The organism is Streptomyces sp. NPDC030799, from assembly GCF_055572255.1.
Genome location: NZ_JBVIDS010000002.1, coordinates 625,172 through 642,598 on the forward strand (window position 1 = coordinate 625,172; position 17,427 = coordinate 642,598).

Sequence of the window (17,427 nt, forward strand, 5' to 3'; positions counted from 1 at the left end):
CCTGGAGAACGTGGAACGCAACGAGCCGACCGAGGTGGTGCCGGCGGCGGTCGAGACCGCTCGCTGCCGCCGCCCGCAGGCCGGCACGACGGTCCAGCGGCATCGACCTGGCGGTGTCGTACCCGGCGGCGTCACGCCGGGCCCCATGAGGAGGGCAGCCGCATGACGATCAGCCTGACACTTGTGTGCGCGCACCCCGCAGACGCGACCTGGGGCCACGCTCTGCCCCGTGACTGCGACATCGACGGGGCGAGCACCGTTCTGACGACGCTCGGCCCGGACACGTCGGCCGTGCGGTCGCCCACGAGCCGCTGCGCGCGCATCGCCGCGGCCCTCGCGCTGAGGGCCGCGGCGGAGCCCGCACTGCGCGACCTGGATTACGGCGCATGGCGCGGCCGTACCGCGGCCGACATCGTCGCCGCGGACCCCTACGGATACAGTGCCTGGCTCACCGACCCGGATGCGGCACCGCACGGTGGCGAATCCATCCGCCGGCTCTGCCACCGGACCGCGCTCTGGCTCACCGGCCTGCCTCCCGACACCGGCCACGCCCTGGCCGTCGTCGAACCGGCCGTGTGGCGAGCCCTCCTCGTCCACGCCCTGGCCGCACCCGCACGAGCCTTCTGGCAACTGCGGATATCGCCCCTGCACGACGTCTGCCTCACGCGGCGCGGTGATGTCTGGAGCATCCGGCCGGCCACCATATTCCCCGCACCGAGCAGCGGCCGGCATACGACTCTGCTCGGCACCGGGCCGACGAGGCCCAGGCGCACCGCCGGCCGGCATGCCGCGCGGCTCTGTCGGCACGCATGCCCACCACTGGTGGGACACTCCTGACCAGCCGGCCGAGCACTCCGCGGACGTGAACGGGAGGCTCCCCCGACACTCGTCCTTCACTCGTACGGGGAGGGAACCTGCCGGAGGGTGACCGTCCGCCTACCATCTGTCGCATGCCGCAGGAATCTGCCGGCTGCGCGGGGGTGCGCAAGCCGGCCCTCGTCCTCCTCCTGGGACTGGTGCTGCTGCTCCTGGCCCACGCCGTCGCGTGTGCCGGGCACCTTGCCGACGGCCACGCGCACGACCTCCACGCGCAGGGGGTACCGGTGGCCGCGCCGGCGGCACCCGAGGAGGCCGGAGCGGCCGTACTGCGGTCCGTCCGGGAAGCGGCGGAGGACCTCGGCCCGGGGCACGGAGCCGACGAACATCCCGGACGCGGCAGCGTGTGCTGCGATCCTGCGGACCTGCCCGCCGGGCCACGAGCCACGGCCGGGGCCGTCCTCCTCGCGTTCGCGCTGCTCGCTCTGCTCTTCGTGCGTCAGCGCCCCGTGGACCCGGCGCCGCCGGGTGCCCCGCCAGGGAGAGCGGGTCCAGGGCCTGTGGGCAGCCCCTGCGGCTCCCACCTGCTCCACCTCGTTTGTGTCAGCCGTACGTGACGGTGCCGCCCGGCCGAACGCCGGGCCTTCCGGCACTTCCATCCGTACGGCAGACACGTGGCTCCCGCGGCAGCGGAGCCACGAGAGGACCCCCCACCATGAGCACTGCGCTGCGCAGCGTCACCTCGCACGACGTCACGTCCTTGATCGCGGCACACGACCTCCCCGAACCGCCCGGAGCACCCCGCCGGTCACCGGCCGGCATGGTCGGCAACACCCCTGTCCTGTGGGTCGGCGAGCCCTTCAACCCGGCGGGCCGCGGCTTCTGGGCCAAGCTGGAGGGCGCCAACCCCGGAGGGATCAAGGACCGCGCGGCCCTCCACATGGTCGACGCCGCACGACAGCGGGGCGACCTCCCGCCGGGCGCCCCGATCATCGAGTCCACCAGCGGCACCCTCGGTCTCGGCCTGGCACTGGCCGGCATCACCTACGGCCATCCGGTCACCCTCGTCTCGGATCCCGGCCTGGAGCCCTTGATGGTGCACCAGTTGCGGGCGCTGGGAGCGCACGTGCACGTGGTCACCGAGCCCGCCTGCCCGGGCGGCTGGCAGGAGGCACGCCGCCGGCGCGTGAGCGAGCTGCTCGCCCGCACACCGTCGGCCTGGTGCCCCGACCAGTACAACAACCCCGACAACGTCGCCGCCTACGCCTCACTGGCGCTGGAACTCGTCGTCCAGCTCGGACGGGTCGACGTCCTGGTCGCGGCCGTCGGTACCGGCGGCCACTCGGCCGGCGTCGCGCGCACTCTGCGCGCCTTCAACCCGCAGCTCAAGCTCGTCGGCGTCGACTCGGTGCACTCCACGGTCTTCGGCCAGCCCGCGGGCCCCCGGCTGATGCGCGGCCTGGGCAGCAGCATCCACCCCGGGAACGTCGACCACGCCGCCTTCGACGAGGTGCACTGGGTGGCCCCGCAGGAGGCGGTGTGGGCCTCCCGCCGGCTGGCCCGCGGCCACTGTGCCGGCGGCGGCTGGAGCGTGGGCGCCGTGGCACTGGTGGCCAACTGGCTGGCCCGTACCGAGCCGGAGCGGACCAGGATCGCTGCCGTCTTCCCCGACGGCGTGCACCGCTATTGGGACACGGTCTACAGCGACGACTTCTGCCGCCGGCACGACCTCCTGCACCGCTCCCCGGCAGCCGAACCGGACGAGATCGCCCACCCGGCCGAGGGCGTGGTGGAGCGCTGGACCCGCTGTACGACTGTCGTCGTGCCCGAGGGGGCGGCGCGATGAAGTCCCTCGCCGCTCAGTTCCGTTCGTTCAACGGTTGTCTCCGGTTCCTGATGGTCCAGCAGTTCACCATCAACACGGCCTTCTACATGCTGATGCCCTATCTGGCCGTGCATCTCGCGGACGGCCTGGGCCTGGCCGCCTGGTCGGTCGGGCTGGTGCTCGGGGTGCGCAACTTCACCCAGCAGGGCATGTTCCTCCTCGGCGGCACGCTCGCCGACCGGCTCGGCCACAAGCCCGTGATCATGACCGGGTGCGTGCTGCGGACGGTCGGCTTCGGCCTGCTGGGCTGCGTCGGCTCGCTCCCCGCGCTCGTGGTGGCGTCGGCGGCGACCGGCTTCGCCGGCGCGCTGTTCAACCCTGCCGTGCGCGCCTGTCTGGCCGAGGAGGCGGGGGAGCGTCGGGTGGAGGCGTTCGCCGCCTTCAACGTCTTCTACCAGGCCGGGATGTTCCTCGGCCCCCTGGTGGGACTCGCCCTGCTGGCTGCCGACTTCCGGTTCATCTGCTCGGTGGCCGCCATGCTGTTCCTGGCGCTGACGCTGGTCCAGGTGCGCCTGCTGCCGGCCCGTCAGGGTCCGTCGCAGGCCGAGCCGGACGGCGTGCCGGCCAACTGGCGCACGGTCGTCGCCAACCGCCCGTTCCTGCTCTTCTCGCTCGCCATGATCGGCTCCTACGTCCTGTCCTTCCAGGTGTACCTGGCGCTGCCGCTGCAGGCGCATCGCGCCGCCCCGGACGGCGGCGACGCGGTGACCACGGCGCTGTTCGCGGTCTCGGCCGCGGTCTCCGTGGCCGGCCAACTGAAGATCACCGCCTGGGCCGAGGCGCACTGGTCGTCCCAGCGCGCCCTCGTGTACGGCATCGCACTCATGGGTGCGGCCTTTCTGCCCCTGCTTCTCGGGACCACCCCGGTCGCCCGGGATTCGAGCCCACTGACCTGGGCTGCGGCGCTGACCCCACTCCTCGCGGCGGTCACCGTGCTGGGACTGGGCACCGCGCTGGTCTACCCCTTCGAGATGGACACCGTCGTCTCCCTCGCGGGCGGACGCCTGGTCGCCACCCACTACGGCCTGTACAACACCGTCGCCGGCCTGGGCATCACACTGGGCAACCTGGCCACCGGCGCCGTCTGGGACGCTGCCGACCGCCTGGGACTCCCCGAGCTGACCTGGTGGGCGCTCGCGACGACGGGCGGCATCTGTGCCGGTTGCGTGGGGCTGCTGGCGCGCTCGGGTCGCTTGTCGGCAGGAACCGAGCGGAAGCTCACGGCGGTTGCCCCGTGAAGAGGGGGCAATCCTTCACACGGGCGGGGAGCAGGGAATGAATACCCCAGGGGTGGACGGCCTTCGGTCTGTCAGCCGCTGGCCGCGTACCGTCCGGTGCCGTCACCCCCGAGGGTGGACTATACGCATGAACAGCGCTTTCGACGGGTTTCCGGTCCGGGCGCCAGCACCATGGGAAGGCCGCCCGGACCGTCCGGACCCGCCCCCACCGAAGGGACCCCCATGCGCCTGCGCACCGCGCTGCTCTCCCTCGCGAGTGCTGTCACCCTTGTCCTCTCCGTCTCCGCCTCCGCCCGTGCGGGGGCCGACGGCGCACTCGAATACGGCCTCGTCGAGGCGGGCGGCCGTCACGCCGGAACGCTGGAAGATCCGGACCTCAACGAGTGCATCAACATTCCTGAGCTGGGGTCTTCCGCGGACTCGCGCACGTATGCAGACGCCCCGCACAACGTCACCAATGCCTATGCCGATGTGTACGAGGAGAGGGACTGCGAGGGCCCCAGGACCACGCTCGCACCGGATGCCCCCGGTTCCCCCGACACGTTGCACTTCCGGTCCGTGCTGTTCCGGCCCGCTGGGTGAATCCCTGCCTGGTGCGCCTCGCGGAGCCGTGCGGGCCGGCGGCAGTGTCCACCGCATCGGCCGGCCCGTCCCGGGGAACTCGGGCGTCCGGGGACGGAAGCCGCCGATCGGCGGAGGAGGTGCCGTTGCCGTGGACGACTGGGAGATGTGGGACATGCATGACGAGGTACGGCTGTCGCCGCGCGAACGGCTGGTGCTGCTGCAGATCGAGACGGACCTCCGGCAGGACCACCGGTTCGCGCGCCGCATGGGGGACGGCCACCGCAGGGGCTGGCTGCCCGCGGCCGTACTGCTGCTGGGCACCGCCTCGGCGTTCGTGGCCGTCATGGGCATCCGCACCTCGGACCCCGCGCTGCTGTGCTGCTTCGCTCTCCTGTGGCCCCTGACCCTCCTGCAGGCCTTCCGCCTCCTCTGCCGCACGACCCGCCTGCGGTCCCACACGGGGGAGCGGATGAGGGAGTGGCTCTGACGACGGCGGGAGGCCGGTGACCGACCTCAGCCCTGGGGGCCTGGCAGGCCCAGTCGAGCCAAGCCAGGCCCCCGATCCCGCAGATCCGGAAACCAGCCCCGATCCGGAAACCAGCCCCGAGCGCGCCCGGCAAGCTGGATCCCTCTCCCCTGGACCCGGCCTGCCCCAGCGCGCCAGTCGCTGCTGTCAGCTCTCCTTGCCCCGACCCGTCAGCGCATCGCGCATGCGGTCCACCAGGCCGGTGCCCGGGGCCAGGAGTTTGTTGGCCGGGGGAGTGTCCGGTGCGGACGGGTGCGGTCGCGTGGGGGCCATCTTCTTCGCCCGGCGCACCTTGTCGCCCAGGTCCATCAGCGCATCGGCGGGGCAGGCGGACTCCAGCCGCGGGAAGAGGTTCTGCTCCTCGTCCGTCACATGCGAGCGGATCTCGCTCATCAGCTGCCCCATCAGCGTGTCGAACTGCGGATCGTCCGCCTGCATGCCCTCCAGGTCTTTCATGATCTGTTCGGCCTTGGCGTGATCCTCGAGTTCCTTGTCGGCCAGGGCGTCCCCGCCGGAGATGTGCTCGCGCACCGCCGGGTACAGATAGGCCTCCTCCGCGACCGAGTGGCGCACCAGCTCGATCGTGGCCTGGTCGGCGAGGTTCTTGCGGTCCTTGGAGCCGGGCGGCAGCGCCTCGATACGGCCGAAGATCTCCTCGACCTCGCGGTGGTCGGTCGTCAGCTCCTGGATGACGTTTCCGCCGTGACCCATGTCGTTACCTCCTGCGAGACATCGCGGCGGCCCATGACGGCCTGCCGTCGCCGCGCCGAGTGCCCCGAGCACGGCGCGCTACACGGCCAGCCCGCGCCGGGTCAGTGCATCGGGTGGCTGACTGCGTCCGTCCGGCCGACTCGGGTGGTCGCCGGGTCGGCGGCGTCGGGCGCGGGGGTGGTAGCCGTTCAGCCGGGCGTCGGTAGTCGCCGGGTCTGTGTGTCGGGCGGATGTGACGCGGGCGTCCGGTTGATTGGGGTGGTTGCCGGTCGGTGGCGTCGGGCGCGGGGCCGTGGCCGTTCAGCCGGGCCCCGGCATTGCCGGGTCTGCGCGTCGGGTCAATGGGGCGAGGCCCTCCGGCCGGCTGGGGCAGGCGCCGGGGCGGCGGCACGGCGCGAGCCGGCCGCGACGGGTTCTGGCCGTCCGTTCCGGCTCGGTCGGCTGTGGCATCGGTGTTATCGGCCCGTCGGAGTCAGCGCAACGAGTGGCGTGCCGCGGCCGTGCGGCCCGGCTCCGACAGCGTCCACTGCCACCAGCGGTCCAGCAATTCCTCGGCCAGACTCCCCGTGTCCATCAGCGCGGGCCAGCCCACCGCCCGCGCCTGGGCGCTGACCTTGGCGCCGCCCGCGACCGGGTCCACGGCGATCACCGGGGTGCCGGTGCGCAGGGCCAGCACCAGGCCGTGCAGCCGGGTGGTGACGACGACGTCGAAGCGGGAGACCAGGGCGAGGAACTGCTCGGCCGAGGCGCACAGCCGCCAGTCGTCCGTGGCCAGCCGGGTGTCGGCGGGTACGCGTGCGCAGTCCTTCCCGGCCAGCCAGCGGGTGAGCCGTGTGTTGACCTCCTCGTGCCGGCGGCGCGCGCCGTACTCGCCCTGCCCCTGGGAGAGCAGCACCCCGGCCACGGGCGGCAGCGGGCCCGCAGGGGCCGCCGCCGCAAGATCGTGCCGGGCCGGGGCCGCGGTGCCGTCGCGGGCGACGATCTCGTGGAAACCGGTGGTCCCGGGATCCGCCGGATCGACGACCGAGACGCCGGCCGCGAGTCGCCGACAGGTCCTGAACCTGGCATGCAGCCGGGCGACTTGCGGGCCGTGCACCGGACCGCACACGAAGAGCACGGTGCCGTACGCCTCCGGCCGCGCCGCCTCCAAGGACAGCGCGCCGGGACGGAAGCCGGGGCTCCACGCCGTGTCGTGCGGGATGCCCGCCCGGGTCAGCGCGGCGGACGCCTGCCGCTGCGCGAGCGTGTCACCGGCCGTCGCCTCCCCGTCCAGGAAACTGAACCAGCCCGTCAGCAGAACCCGCCCGGGAGGCCGGCCGGACCCGCGCAGCATGCGCAGCAAAGCGGCCGTGAGGTCGTCGTCCATGTCCCTCTCCTGCCTCACTCCGGCTTTTACGGTTCTCCGGCCTCCCGCCCGCCGACCGCCTCGGAGTCGCGCGAGTACCCGTGCTTCCGGACAATAAGAATCCAACGTGTGAAACCAACTGGCAGGGGCACTCGCTGCCAGCGCCGTCCAGCCAGCGGCGGCCGACCAGGGCGGTCCTCCAGACGAGCGGGACCCGTGCCCTGCCCAGATCTCCCCCCTTTTCCCTCCGTGCTTCCCTCAGCGGGCCGACGAACCCGGCCCGGCGACGCGGTACGCGCCGAACGCCCAGGCAGGAGCGCTGCGACAGCCCAGCCAGGAGCGTTCCACGGGCGCGACGACGTGGACGAAGGAATGGCCCCCATGACTGGTGACACACCGTTTCCCTGGCGGCGCGCCCTCGTGACCGGCGGCGCCGGCTTCCTCGGCTCACACCTGTGCGAGAGCCTGCTGGATTCGGGCGTCGAAGTCGACTGCGCCGACAACCTCGCCTGCGGGCGGCGCGAGAACGTCGCCCAGCTCGAGGACCGGCCCGGTTTCCGGTACGTGCACTGCGACGTCTCCCACCCCGACTGCGTGGAGTCCCTGACGGGGCCGTACGACCTGGTGCTGCACTTCGCCTGCCCGGCCTCGCCCGCCGACTACCTGCGCCTGCCGCTGGAGACCCTGGACGTGGGCAGCCTCGGCACCCGCAACGCGCTCGCGATCGCCGAACGTGACGGCGCGCGTTTCCTGCTCGCCTCCACCTCCGAGGTCTACGGCGATCCGCAGGTGCACCCGCAGCACGAGGGCTACTGGGGCAACGTGAACCCCATCGGGCCGCGCAGCGTGTACGACGAGTCCAAACGGTTCGCCGAGGCCCTGGTCACCGCGCACGCCGCCAGCAAGGACACCGACGCCGGCATCGTGCGGCTGTTCAACACCTACGGGCCGCGCATGCGGGCCCACGACGGCCGCGCGGTGCCCACGTTCATCTGCCAGGCCCTGGCCGGGGAGCCGGTCACCGTGACCGGCGACGGCAGCCAGACCCGCTCGCTGTGCTACGTGGACGACACCGTCGACGGCATCCTCCGCGTCGCCGCGAGCAGGGCCGTGCGGCCCGTGAACATCGGCGGCAGCGACGAGATCACCGTGGCCGACCTGGCCCGCCGGGTGGTCGCCCTCACCGGCTCCCGCTCACCGATCGCGTTCATCGACCGGCCCGTCGACGACCCCGGCCGCCGCCGCCCCGACACCACCCTCGCGCGCGAGCTGCTCGGCTGGTCGCCGCAGGTCCCCTGGGAGGAGGGCCTGAAGCAGACCATCGCCTACTTCGCCGCCCGGCCCCCCGAACCGGTCCCGGGGGAGGAGGACCCGGCACCGCAGTCCTGACCCCCGACCGCCCGCCGCACTGGAGCAGCGCATGCACGTCCTCGGTATCAACGCACTCTTCCACGACCCCGCCGCCGCCCTGATCACCGACGGCAAGATCGTGGCGGCGGCGGAGGAGGAGCGGTTCTCGCGCCGCAAACACGGCAAACGGCCCGTCCCCTTCTCCGCCTGGGAGCTGCCCGAGCAGTCGGCCCGCTGGTGCCTGGAGCAGGCCGGCCTCACCCCGTCCGACCTGGACGCCGTCGCCTACTCCTACGATCCCGCGCTCGCCCGCCCGGCCGACCGGATGGGCCTCGACGACCCCTGGGACCATCTGCGCCAGGAGTACGCCCGCCAGGCCCCCGGCTTCCTCGCCGAGGCCCTGCCCGGACTCGACCCGGCGAAGGTGAAGTTCGTCCCGCACCACGTGGCCCACGCCGCCTCCGCCGGACCCGTCTCGCCGTACCCCGACTGCGCCGTCCTGGTCCTGGACGGCCGCGGCGAATGCGGCTCCCATCTGGCCGGCCGCTGCACCAACCGGGAACTGACGGTCCTCGGCACCCAGCAACTGCCCGACTCCCTCGGCCTGTTCTACGAGGACCTCACCCAGCACCTCGGCTTCCTGCGCAGCAGCGACGAATTCAAGGTGATGGCCCTCGCCTCCTACGGCACCCCGCGATTCGCGGACCGGCTGCGCGCATACGTCCAGGCCGACACGCAGGGCGGTTTCCGCGCCCGTCCCGTCCCCTGGGCCGACCTCGTCCCGCCCCGCCCGGCCGGCGGAACCTGGAGCCAGGACCACGCCGACCTCGCCGCCAGCGCCCAGCTGTGCCTGGAGGAGGCCATGCTCGCCCTCGCCCGCTGGCTGCGCGAGCGCACCGGTGAGGACGCGCTCACCCTGGCCGGCGGTGTCGCCCTCAACTGCGTCGCCAACACCCGGCTGTGGCGCGAGAGCGGCTTTGCGCACGTGTGGGTCCAGCCCGCCGCCGGAGACGCCGGTACCGCCCTGGGCGCGGCCGCACATGTCGCCGGCCAGAAGGACACCCTGGAGCCGATGCCGACCGCCGCACTCGGCCGGGGCTGGACCGACGCCGAGCTACGGGCGTGGCTGGAGCGGGCGGCCGTACCGTACGAAGAGCCCGCCGACATCGCCGAGACCGCCGCCGAGGCGCTGGCCGCCGACGGGATCGTGGCCTGGTTCCAGGGGCGCAGCGAGTACGGGCCGCGCGCCCTAGGCCACCGCTCGCTGCTCGCCCACCCCGGCAGGGCGGACAACCTGGAGCGGCTCAACGCGGTCAAGGGACGCGAGGAGTTCCGGCCGGTCGCCCCCATGGTCCTCGCGGAACGGGCGGCCGAGATCTTCGACGGGCCGCTGCCCAGCCCGCACATGCTGTTCGTGCACGACGTGGCCGCCGACTGGAAGGACCGCATCCCGGCCGTCGTCCACGTCGACGGCACGGCCCGCATCCAGACCGTCGACCGCGACCTGGAACCCCTCGTCGCCCGGATGATCGACGGCTTCGAGCGGCGCACCGGGCTGCCGGTGGTCGTCAACACCAGCCTGAACACCGCCGGACGGCCCATGGTCGACGACCCGCGTGACGCGCTGGAGTGCTTCGGCTCCGCACCCGTGGACCTGCTGGTGCTCGGACCGTTCGCGATCCGCCGAGGGAAGGCGTTCGCATGACCGGTGCGCCCGCCTACACCGTCGTCGTCCCGACGATCGGCCGTCCCTGCCTCGCCGAGTGCCTGCGCGCGCTCGCCGAGGCAGCGGGGCAGCCGCCGCACGAGGTGATCGTGGTGGACGACCGGCCCGCGCCCGACGGCGAGCTGCCGCTGCGGGCGGCCGGGCCGCTGCTCGACCGGGTGCGGATCCTGCGCACCGGCGGGAAGGGCCCGGCCGCGGCCCGAAACGCCGGCTGGCGCACCGTCGAGACCCCCTGGACGGTCTTCCTCGACGACGACGTCCAGGTGCTGCCCGACTGGTCCCGGCTGCTCGCCGAGGACCTGCGCCAGGCCGACCAGGAGGTCGGCGGCATCCAGGGACAGCTGCGTGTCCCCCTGCCCCCGGACCGCCGGCCCACGGACTGGGAACGCAACACCAAGGGCCTGGAGAACGCCGCCTGGGCCACCGCCGACATGGCCTACCGCACCGCCGCGCTCACCCGGGTCGGCGGCTTCGACGAACGCTTCCCGCGTGCCTTCCGTGAGGACGCCGACCTCGCCCTGCGCGTCCAGCGGGCCGGCTGGTCGCTGATCAGGGGCAGGCGGACCACCCGGCACCCGGTCCGCCCGGCGCACTGGTGGGCCTCGCTGCCCGCGCAGCGCGGCAACGCCGACGACGCGCTGATGAACCGGCTGCACGGCCGCGACTGGTGGGACCGTGCCCAGGCGCCCCGCGGCCGGCTGCCCCGCCACCTGGCCGTGACCGGTGCCGCGCTCGCCACGGCCACCTGCGCACTGGCCGGCCGCCGCAGGGCCGCCACCGTCTGCGCGGCCGTGTGGACGCTCGGCACGGCCGAGTTCGCCCTGGCCCGCATCCTGCCCGGCCCCCGTACGGCCCGCGAGATCGCCGGGATGCTCGGCACGAGCGTGCTCATCCCGCCGCTCGCCGTACGGCACTGGCTGCGCGGAGTCGTCCGCCACCGGCACGCACGACCGCTGGGAGGTACCGGGTGAACTCTGTCTCCGCCGTCCTGTTCGACCGCGACGGCACCCTCGTGGCGGACGTGCCCTACAACGCCGACCCCGATCGCGTCCGGCTCCTGCCGGGCGCTGCGGCGGCCGTCGCTCTCGCACGCTCCCACGGCCTCGCCACCGGTGTCGTCAGCAACCAGTCCGGCATCGGCCGCGGCCTGCTCACCGCGGACGACGTGCGCCGCGTCAACGAGCGTGCCGACGCCCTGCTGGGCGGCCTGGACACCTGGGAGTTCTGCCCGCACACCCCGGCCGCCGGCTGCCCCTGCCGCAAGCCGCGACCGGGCTTGGTGTTCGCGGCCGCGGCCCGGCTGGGCGTGGCACCCGCCGAGTGCCTGGTGGTCGGCGACATCGCCGCCGACGTCCTGGCGGCACACGCGGCGGGCGCCCGCGGGCTCCTCGTCCCGAACGCCGCCACGGCCCCGGCGGAGGTGACCCGTTTCGCCGCCCTGACCGCCCCCGACGTACTCACCGCGGTCCACATGGCCCTGGCGGGGGTGGCGAGGCCGACTGAGACGGAGTCCTCTCGGCGGGAAGGGGCGGACGCGGCCGGACCGTGGCTGTCCCGGCCGGAGGCGGCGGTCCCGGGCGGAGGCCGACTGTCCGAGCGGGACGCGGCGGTCCCTGACGGGACGTCGTCCTCTTCGCGGCACGCCGCGGTCCCGGATGGGACGTGGTCTTGTTCGTCGGACGCGGCGGGGCCGGGCCGAGTGCGGCCGCCGCGGCTGGACGCACTGGGCCGGCAAGGGAGGCGGTCGCCGTGAAGGTTCTCGTCGTGCGGCTCGACAGCTTCGGTGATGTGCTGCTCGCCGGGCCGGCCGTGCGTGCCGTCGCCGCTCACAGCACGCACGTCACCATGCTGTGCGGTCCGCGCGGCGCGGATGCGGCCCGGCTGCTGCCCGGGGTCGACGAGGTGCTGGTGTGGGAGGCGCCCTGGGAGGGCTTCGACCCGCCCGAGGTGAACCCGGGGGACGTCGAGGACCTGGTCGGCCGGCTGCGCGCCGGGGACTTCGGCGCCGCGCTCGTCCTCACCTCCTTCCACCAGAGCCCGCTGCCCACCGCGCTGCTGCTGCGGCTGGCGGGCGTCGGCCGGATCGGCGCCGACAGCGTCGACCACCCCGGGCGGCTGCTCGACGTACGGCACCGGCGGCTGCCCGGCCGCCACGAGGTCGAGGCGGCGCTCGACACCGCCGCCGCCATGGGCTTCCGGCTGCCTCCGGGAGACGAGGGGCGGTTGCGCGTGCTCCCGCCGCCGGACACCAGCGGCCTCACCGGCAACGGCCCGTACGTCGTCCTGCACCCCGGCGCCAGCGCGCCCGCCCGCGCCTGGAGTCCCCACCGGTGCGCGGACGCCGTCGCCCTGCTCACCGACGCCGGGCACCGCGTGGTCGTCACCGGCGGCCCGCACGAGCGTGTGCTGACCCGGTGCGTGAGCGGGGACGTGGGCGTCGACCTCGGCGGGCGGACCTCCCCGCGCACCCTCGCGGGCGTGCTGCGCCTGGCCGACGTCGTGATCAGCGCCAACACCGGCCCCGCTCACCTCGCCGCCGCCGTCGGCACCCCGGTCGTGTCGCTGTTCGCGCCGGTCGTCCCGGCCGAGCGCTGGGCCCCGTACGGCGTCCCCACCATCCTCCTCGGCGACCAGTCGGCGCCGTGCGCCAACACCCGGGCGCTGACCTGCCCAGTGCCCGGACACCCCTGCCTGGACGAGGTCACCGGCCAGGACGTGGTGCGCGCGGTGCACAAGCTCATCCAGGAGCGGCACTCATGAACATCCTCGTCTGGCACGTGCACGGATCGTGGCTCACCGCCTTCGTGCAGGGCCCGCACACCTATCTGGTCCCGGTCACCGACGACCGTGGCCCCGACGGGCTCGGCCGGGCCGTGACCTGGGACTGGCCCGAGACCGTCGAGGAGTGCACGCCGAAGGAGCTGTGGGACCGCGACATCGACCTGATGGTGCTGCAGCGGCCGCACGAACTCGACCTGGCCCCGCGCTGGACCGGCCGCCGCCCCGGCGTGGACGTGCCCGCCGTGTACGTCGAGCACAACAGCCCCGACGCGTCCCCCGAGCGGCAGCTCCACCCGCTGGCGGGGCAGTCGGCGATCCCGATCGTGCACGTCACCCACTTCAACCGGCTCATGTGGGACAACGGCCGGGCCCCGACCGACGTCGTGGAGCACGGCATCATCGACCCCGGCCACCGCTGGACCGGCACCGAGCGCCGCGCGGCCGTCGTCGTCAACGAGCCCGTGCGCAGGGGCCGCACGACCGGCACCGACCTGCTGCCCCGCTTCGCCCGCTGCGCTCCCCTGGACGTCTTCGGCATGCGCACCGAAGGGCTCGCCGAGCACCTCGGTCTGCTCTCCGACCGCTGCCGCAGCCGCGACCTGCCCCAGCACGAACTGCACCGGGAGATGGCCCGCTGCCGGCTCTATCTGCACCCCGTGCGCTGGACGTCGCTCGGGCTGTCGCTGCTGGAGGCGATGTTCCTGGGCATGCCGGTGGTCGCCCTCGACACCACCGAGGTACGGGAGGCGGTACCCGCCGGCGCCGGGGTGGTCTCGAACCGTCTCGACGTACTGGAGGACGCCGTACGGGCCTTCCTCGCCGAACCCGAGCTCGCCCGCCGCACCGGCGCGGCGGCCAGGGCCGCGGCCCTGGCCCGCTACGGAGAGCGGCGCTTCCTGGACGACTGGGAGCGCCTGATCAAGGAGGTCACCCGATGAGCCGCATTCCGCACACGGCCGGGCGCGTCGCCATGGTCTCCGAGCACGCCAGCCCGCTGGCCGCGCTCGGCGGACCGGACGCCGGCGGCCAGAACGTGTACGTGGCGCAGGTAGCGCGGCAGCTCGCCAGAAAGGGATACCGGGTCACGGTGTACACCCGGCGGGACTCGGCGGGCCTGCCGGACCGGGTGACCCTCATCGACGGGGTGCAGGTGGTGCACGTGCCCGCCGGACCGCCCACCCCGGTCCCCAAGGACGAACTCCTGCCGCACATGGAGGAGTTCGGAGCCTTTCTGGCCCGGCAGTGGTCGCAGAGCACACCGGACGTGGTGCACTCCCACTTCTGGATGTCGGGCCTCGCCGCCCTCGTCGGGGCCCGGGACCTCCGCATACCGGTCGTGCAGACCTATCACGCGCTGGGCACGGTCAAGAAGCGCTATCAGGGCGCCGCCGACACCAGCCCGCCGCAGCGCCTCGCCATCGAGGAGGCCGTCGGCCACGAGTGCGCCCGGATCATCGCCACCTGCAGCGACGAGGTCGCCGAACTGAAGGCCATGGGACTGCCGGAGGACCGGATCAGCGTCGTACCCTGCGGCGTCGACCCCGACCAGTTCGCGCCCGCCGCCCGCAGCCGCCCGGCGGGTGCCCGCAGGCGGCTGCTCGCCGTCGGCCGGCTGGTGCCCCGCAAGGGCTTCGACCGCGCCATCCGCGCCCTGGCCGGCATCCCCGACGCCGAACTGCTCATCGCGGGCGGCCCCGAGGCCGACCTGCTCGGCGCCGAACCCGAGGCGCAACGCCTGTACGCCATCGCCGGCGAGTACGGCGTCAGCGACCGCGTCACCCTGCTCGGCGGCATCAGCCGGGCCCGGATGCCCCGGCTGATGGCCGGTGCGGACCTCGTGCTGTCCCTGCCCCGCTACGAGCCCTTCGGGATCGTCCCGCTGGAGGCCATGGCCTGCGCGACGCCGGTCGTCGCGACCGCGGTCGGCGGCCAGCTCGACACGGTCGTGGACGGCACCACGGGCGTGCTGGTCCCGGCCGACGACGACTACGACCTCGGCGCCGTCGTCCGTGCGCTCCTCGCCGACCCCGGCCGGCTCGCCCGGTACGGCGCCGCCGGCCGGCAGCGGGTGCTGAGCCACTACACCTGGGACCGCGTGGCCGACGGCGTGGCGGCGGTGTACGGCGCCGTGTCCTCGATCCCCTCGCTCTCGGGAGTCGTCCGATGAAGACCGTCCACGACACCACGCACTGCGACGACCTCGCCAAGGCCCTGGACACGTTCCGCGAGCACGGATCCCTCATCGAACAGTGGGGCACCGAACTCGCCCGCCGCCTCGGCTCCGGGGCCCGGCTGCTCGTCGCCGGCAACGGCGGCAGCGCGGCACAGGCCCAGCACCTGACCGCCGAACTCGTCGGCCGCTACCGCGACGACCGGCCGCCGTTCTCCGCCCTCGCCCTGCACGCCGACACCTCGTCCACGACCGCGATCGCCAACGACTACGGCGTCCAGGAGATCTTCGCCCGGCAGACCGCCGCCCACGGCCGCCCCGGAGACGTACTCCTGCTGCTGTCCACCAGTGGCGCGAGCGCCAACCTGCTGGCCGCCGCCGACCGCGCCCACCGCCTCGGCATGACGGTGTGGGCGCTGACCGGCCGGGCCCCCAACCCCCTTCAGCTCGGCGCGGACGCCGCGCTGTGCGTGGACGCACCGGTGGCCGCCACCGTGCAGGAACTCCACCTGGTCGCCGTGCACATGCTCTGCGAGGCCTTCGACAGCGCGGTGGAGCGCGGGGAGGCGGACCGCACCGAGTCCGGCGGCGTGGACGGCAGGCCGGGTGTCGTCGGCCGGCTCGTCGGCCGGGCCCGCACGGTCGGCCGGTCCGCGGACGGCACGCCCGTGGCCCCGAGGAAGGGACACGCATGAACAGCTCGAACAGCTCACGCACCCGCCTGGTCGTCGTGGGCGACGCGCTGCTCGACCACGACCTGTGCGGCCGGGCCGAGCGGCTGGCACCGGACGCCCCCGTGCCGGTGGTGCACGGCACCCGGCGCAGCTCCCGCCCGGGCGGCGCGGCCCTCGCCGCCTGCCTCGCCGCCGCCGACGGCCGCCCGGTCACCCTCGTCACCGCGCTCGGCGACGACCCCGCCAGTGACACGCTGCGCGAGCTGCTGGCCGGCCGTGTCGACCTGGTGGACGTGCCGCTGGACGGCACCCTGAGCAGCAAGACCCGGGTCATGGCCGGAGACCGGCCGCTGCTCCGCCTGGACGACGGCGAGGGACGCGCCCGCACGGCGACGGCGGCCGCCGAGACCGCCGTGACCGGAGCCGACGGTGTCCTGGTCGCCGACTACGGCCGGGGGACCGCCGACGTCCTCCGCGCGGCCCTGACCACCGCCGCCGGCCGGGCACCCGTGGTGTGGGATCCCCATGTACGCGGCCGGCCCCCGGTCCCCGGCGTCCGCCTGGCCACGCCCTCCGCCCAGGAGGCCCGCACCTTCGCCCGCCGGCTGGACCACGCCGACGACACGGGCGACGAGGCCGGGCTGCGCACCGCCGCACGGGACGCCCGCACCCTGGTCCGGGCCTGGCAGGCCCGGGCCGTCGCCGTGACCCTGGGCGAGCGCGGCGCGCTGCTCTCCCACGGCGAGACACCGCTGCTGGTACCGACCCCGGCCGCCGCGGCGGGCGACCCGTGCGGCGCCGGCGACCGGTTCGCCGCGGCGGCCGCCGGACTGCTCGCCGACGGCGCGCTCACCGAGGCCGCCGTGCAGGCCGCCGTCCACGCCGCGACCCGCTACGTCGCCGAGGGCGGCGCCCGCGCGGTCGCCACCGCGGACCGGGCGGACGCCCCCGAGGCGGCCTCGCCCTGCGGAGACACCATGGCGGACGCCGTGCGCACGGCCACCCGGGTCCGGGCCGCGGGCGGCACCGTCGTGGCCGCGGGCGGCTGCTTCGACCTGCTGCACGCCGGGCACGTCGCCCTCCTCCAGGCGGCCCGCCGGGCCGGCGACTGCCTGATCGTCTGCGTCAACTCCGACGACTCGGTACGCCGCCGCAAGGGCAGCGGACGCCCCCTGGTCCCGGCGCCCGACCGGGTCCGGGTGCTGCGGGCCCTGGAGTGCGTCGACGCGGTCGCCGTGTTCGACGAGGACACGCCCGAACGCATCCTCGGCGAACTCCGGCCGCACATCTGGGCCAAGGGCGGCGACTACGCCCGCACCGAGCTGCCCGAACAGCCCCTGGTGGAGAGCTGGGGCGGTCAGGTCCTGCTGCTGCCCTACCTGGACGGCCGCTCCACCACCGCCCTGGCCCACCGCGCAGCCCGGTCCCCGGCTCCCACGGGAGGAACTCCCAGGTGACCCCCGGACCCCCGGCACGCCGCACCGCCCCGGACACCGCGCGGCGGACCCGATACGACACCCGGCGACCACCCCACACCCCGCCGTGCGCCCCGGCGGCACCCGGCCGTCCCGGACCGGCGCCGACGCGGACCGCCCGGCGGTGGCAGGCTTCTGCTCGGTGTGCGGCCGTCCGGGTTCGGTC

Annotated in this window: 17 protein-coding genes; 14 read left to right on the top strand and 3 right to left on the bottom strand. The window is 74.4% G+C overall.

Going from position 1 to position 17,427, the window contains the following annotated elements; all coding sequences use genetic code 11:
* Nucleotides 1-162: 162 nt before the first annotated feature.
* On the top strand, nt 163-837 hold the full coding sequence (locus tag ACZ41I_RS06715) for a histidine phosphatase family protein (RefSeq protein WP_399762657.1): 675 nt from the start codon (nt 163-165) through the stop codon (nt 835-837).
* A 56-nt stretch (nt 838-893) separates the two neighbouring features.
* Here ACZ41I_RS06715 and ACZ41I_RS06720 read toward each other — a convergent pair whose 3' ends face one another.
* Nucleotides 894-1,400, bottom strand: coding sequence for a hypothetical protein (locus ACZ41I_RS06720; protein WP_468513346.1), 507 nt, complete (start codon nt 1,398-1,400; stop codon nt 894-896).
* A gap of 131 nt (nt 1,401-1,531) precedes the next feature.
* On the opposite strand from ACZ41I_RS06720, the gene ACZ41I_RS06725 reads away from it, so the two are divergent.
* From ACZ41I_RS06725 to ACZ41I_RS06740, 4 genes are all read left to right on the top strand, one after another.
* A complete protein-coding gene (locus tag ACZ41I_RS06725; protein ID WP_468513347.1) occupies nt 1,532-2,662 on the top strand; it encodes a PLP-dependent cysteine synthase family protein in 1,131 nt (376 codons plus the stop codon).
* Nucleotides 2,659-3,939, top strand: a complete 1,281-nt coding sequence (locus ACZ41I_RS06730) for an MDR family MFS transporter (RefSeq protein WP_468513348.1) — start codon at nt 2,659-2,661, stop codon at nt 3,937-3,939. Before ACZ41I_RS06725 ends, ACZ41I_RS06730 begins: the two co-directional genes overlap by 4 nt.
* Before the next feature lie 222 nt (nt 3,940-4,161).
* Nucleotides 4,162-4,521 carry a hypothetical protein gene (locus ACZ41I_RS06735; protein ID WP_468513349.1) on the top strand — a complete coding sequence of 120 codons (360 nt, stop codon included), beginning with the start codon at nt 4,162-4,164 and terminating at the stop codon, nt 4,519-4,521.
* 130 nt (nt 4,522-4,651) lie between these two features.
* Nucleotides 4,652-4,990 carry a DUF3040 domain-containing protein gene (locus tag ACZ41I_RS06740; RefSeq protein WP_363217968.1) on the top strand — a complete coding sequence of 113 codons (339 nt, stop codon included), beginning with the start codon at nt 4,652-4,654 and terminating at the stop codon, nt 4,988-4,990.
* 186 nt (nt 4,991-5,176) lie between these two features.
* On the opposite strand, the gene ACZ41I_RS06745 is transcribed toward ACZ41I_RS06740, so the two are convergent.
* Nucleotides 5,177-5,740, bottom strand: coding sequence for a hemerythrin domain-containing protein (locus ACZ41I_RS06745; protein ID WP_363217969.1), 564 nt, complete (start codon nt 5,738-5,740; stop codon nt 5,177-5,179).
* Nucleotides 5,741-6,212: 472 nt separating this feature from the next.
* Nucleotides 6,213-7,106: a polysaccharide pyruvyl transferase family protein gene (locus ACZ41I_RS06750; protein ID WP_468513350.1), complete on the bottom strand. Its 894-nt coding sequence runs from the start codon at nt 7,104-7,106 to the stop codon at nt 6,213-6,215.
* 360 nt (nt 7,107-7,466) lie between these two features.
* Between ACZ41I_RS06750 and ACZ41I_RS06755 the strand changes: the two genes are divergently transcribed.
* From ACZ41I_RS06755 to ACZ41I_RS06795, 9 genes are read left to right on the top strand one after another with little or no spacing between them, the layout of a single operon-like run.
* Nucleotides 7,467-8,474 (top strand): NAD-dependent epimerase/dehydratase family protein, encoded by a 1,008-nt coding sequence (locus tag ACZ41I_RS06755; protein ID WP_399762649.1) that lies wholly within the window; start codon nt 7,467-7,469, stop codon nt 8,472-8,474.
* Between the two features lie 31 nt (nt 8,475-8,505).
* A complete protein-coding gene (locus ACZ41I_RS06760) occupies nt 8,506-10,140 on the top strand; it encodes a carbamoyltransferase (protein WP_399762648.1) in 1,635 nt (544 codons plus the stop codon).
* Nucleotides 10,137-11,132 carry a glycosyltransferase family 2 protein gene (locus ACZ41I_RS06765; protein WP_399762646.1) on the top strand — a complete coding sequence of 332 codons (996 nt, stop codon included), beginning with the start codon at nt 10,137-10,139 and terminating at the stop codon, nt 11,130-11,132. Before ACZ41I_RS06760 ends, ACZ41I_RS06765 begins: the two co-directional genes overlap by 4 nt.
* Entirely contained in the window at nt 11,129-11,914 is a 786-nt protein-coding gene (locus tag ACZ41I_RS06770; protein ID WP_468513351.1) for a D-glycero-alpha-D-manno-heptose-1,7-bisphosphate 7-phosphatase, read from the top strand. The genes ACZ41I_RS06765 and ACZ41I_RS06770 overlap by 4 nt, the downstream gene beginning before the upstream one ends.
* Complete coding sequence (locus ACZ41I_RS06775; RefSeq protein ID WP_363217975.1) at nt 11,911-12,921, top strand: glycosyltransferase family 9 protein; 1,011 nt, start codon at nt 11,911-11,913, stop codon at nt 12,919-12,921. The genes ACZ41I_RS06770 and ACZ41I_RS06775 overlap by 4 nt, the downstream gene beginning before the upstream one ends.
* Nucleotides 12,918-13,880: a glycosyltransferase gene (locus ACZ41I_RS06780; RefSeq protein WP_468513352.1), complete on the top strand. Its 963-nt coding sequence runs from the start codon at nt 12,918-12,920 to the stop codon at nt 13,878-13,880. The genes ACZ41I_RS06775 and ACZ41I_RS06780 overlap by 4 nt, the downstream gene beginning before the upstream one ends.
* A complete protein-coding gene (locus ACZ41I_RS06785; RefSeq protein ID WP_468513353.1) occupies nt 13,877-15,109 on the top strand; it encodes a glycosyltransferase in 1,233 nt (410 codons plus the stop codon). The genes ACZ41I_RS06780 and ACZ41I_RS06785 overlap by 4 nt, the downstream gene beginning before the upstream one ends.
* Nucleotides 15,106-15,807, top strand: coding sequence for a D-sedoheptulose-7-phosphate isomerase (locus tag ACZ41I_RS06790; RefSeq protein WP_363217978.1), 702 nt, complete (start codon nt 15,106-15,108; stop codon nt 15,805-15,807). The genes ACZ41I_RS06785 and ACZ41I_RS06790 overlap by 4 nt, the downstream gene beginning before the upstream one ends.
* Entirely contained in the window at nt 15,804-17,243 is a 1,440-nt protein-coding gene (locus ACZ41I_RS06795) for a PfkB family carbohydrate kinase (protein WP_468513354.1), read from the top strand. The genes ACZ41I_RS06790 and ACZ41I_RS06795 overlap by 4 nt, the downstream gene beginning before the upstream one ends.
* Nucleotides 17,244-17,427 lie beyond the last annotated feature (184 nt).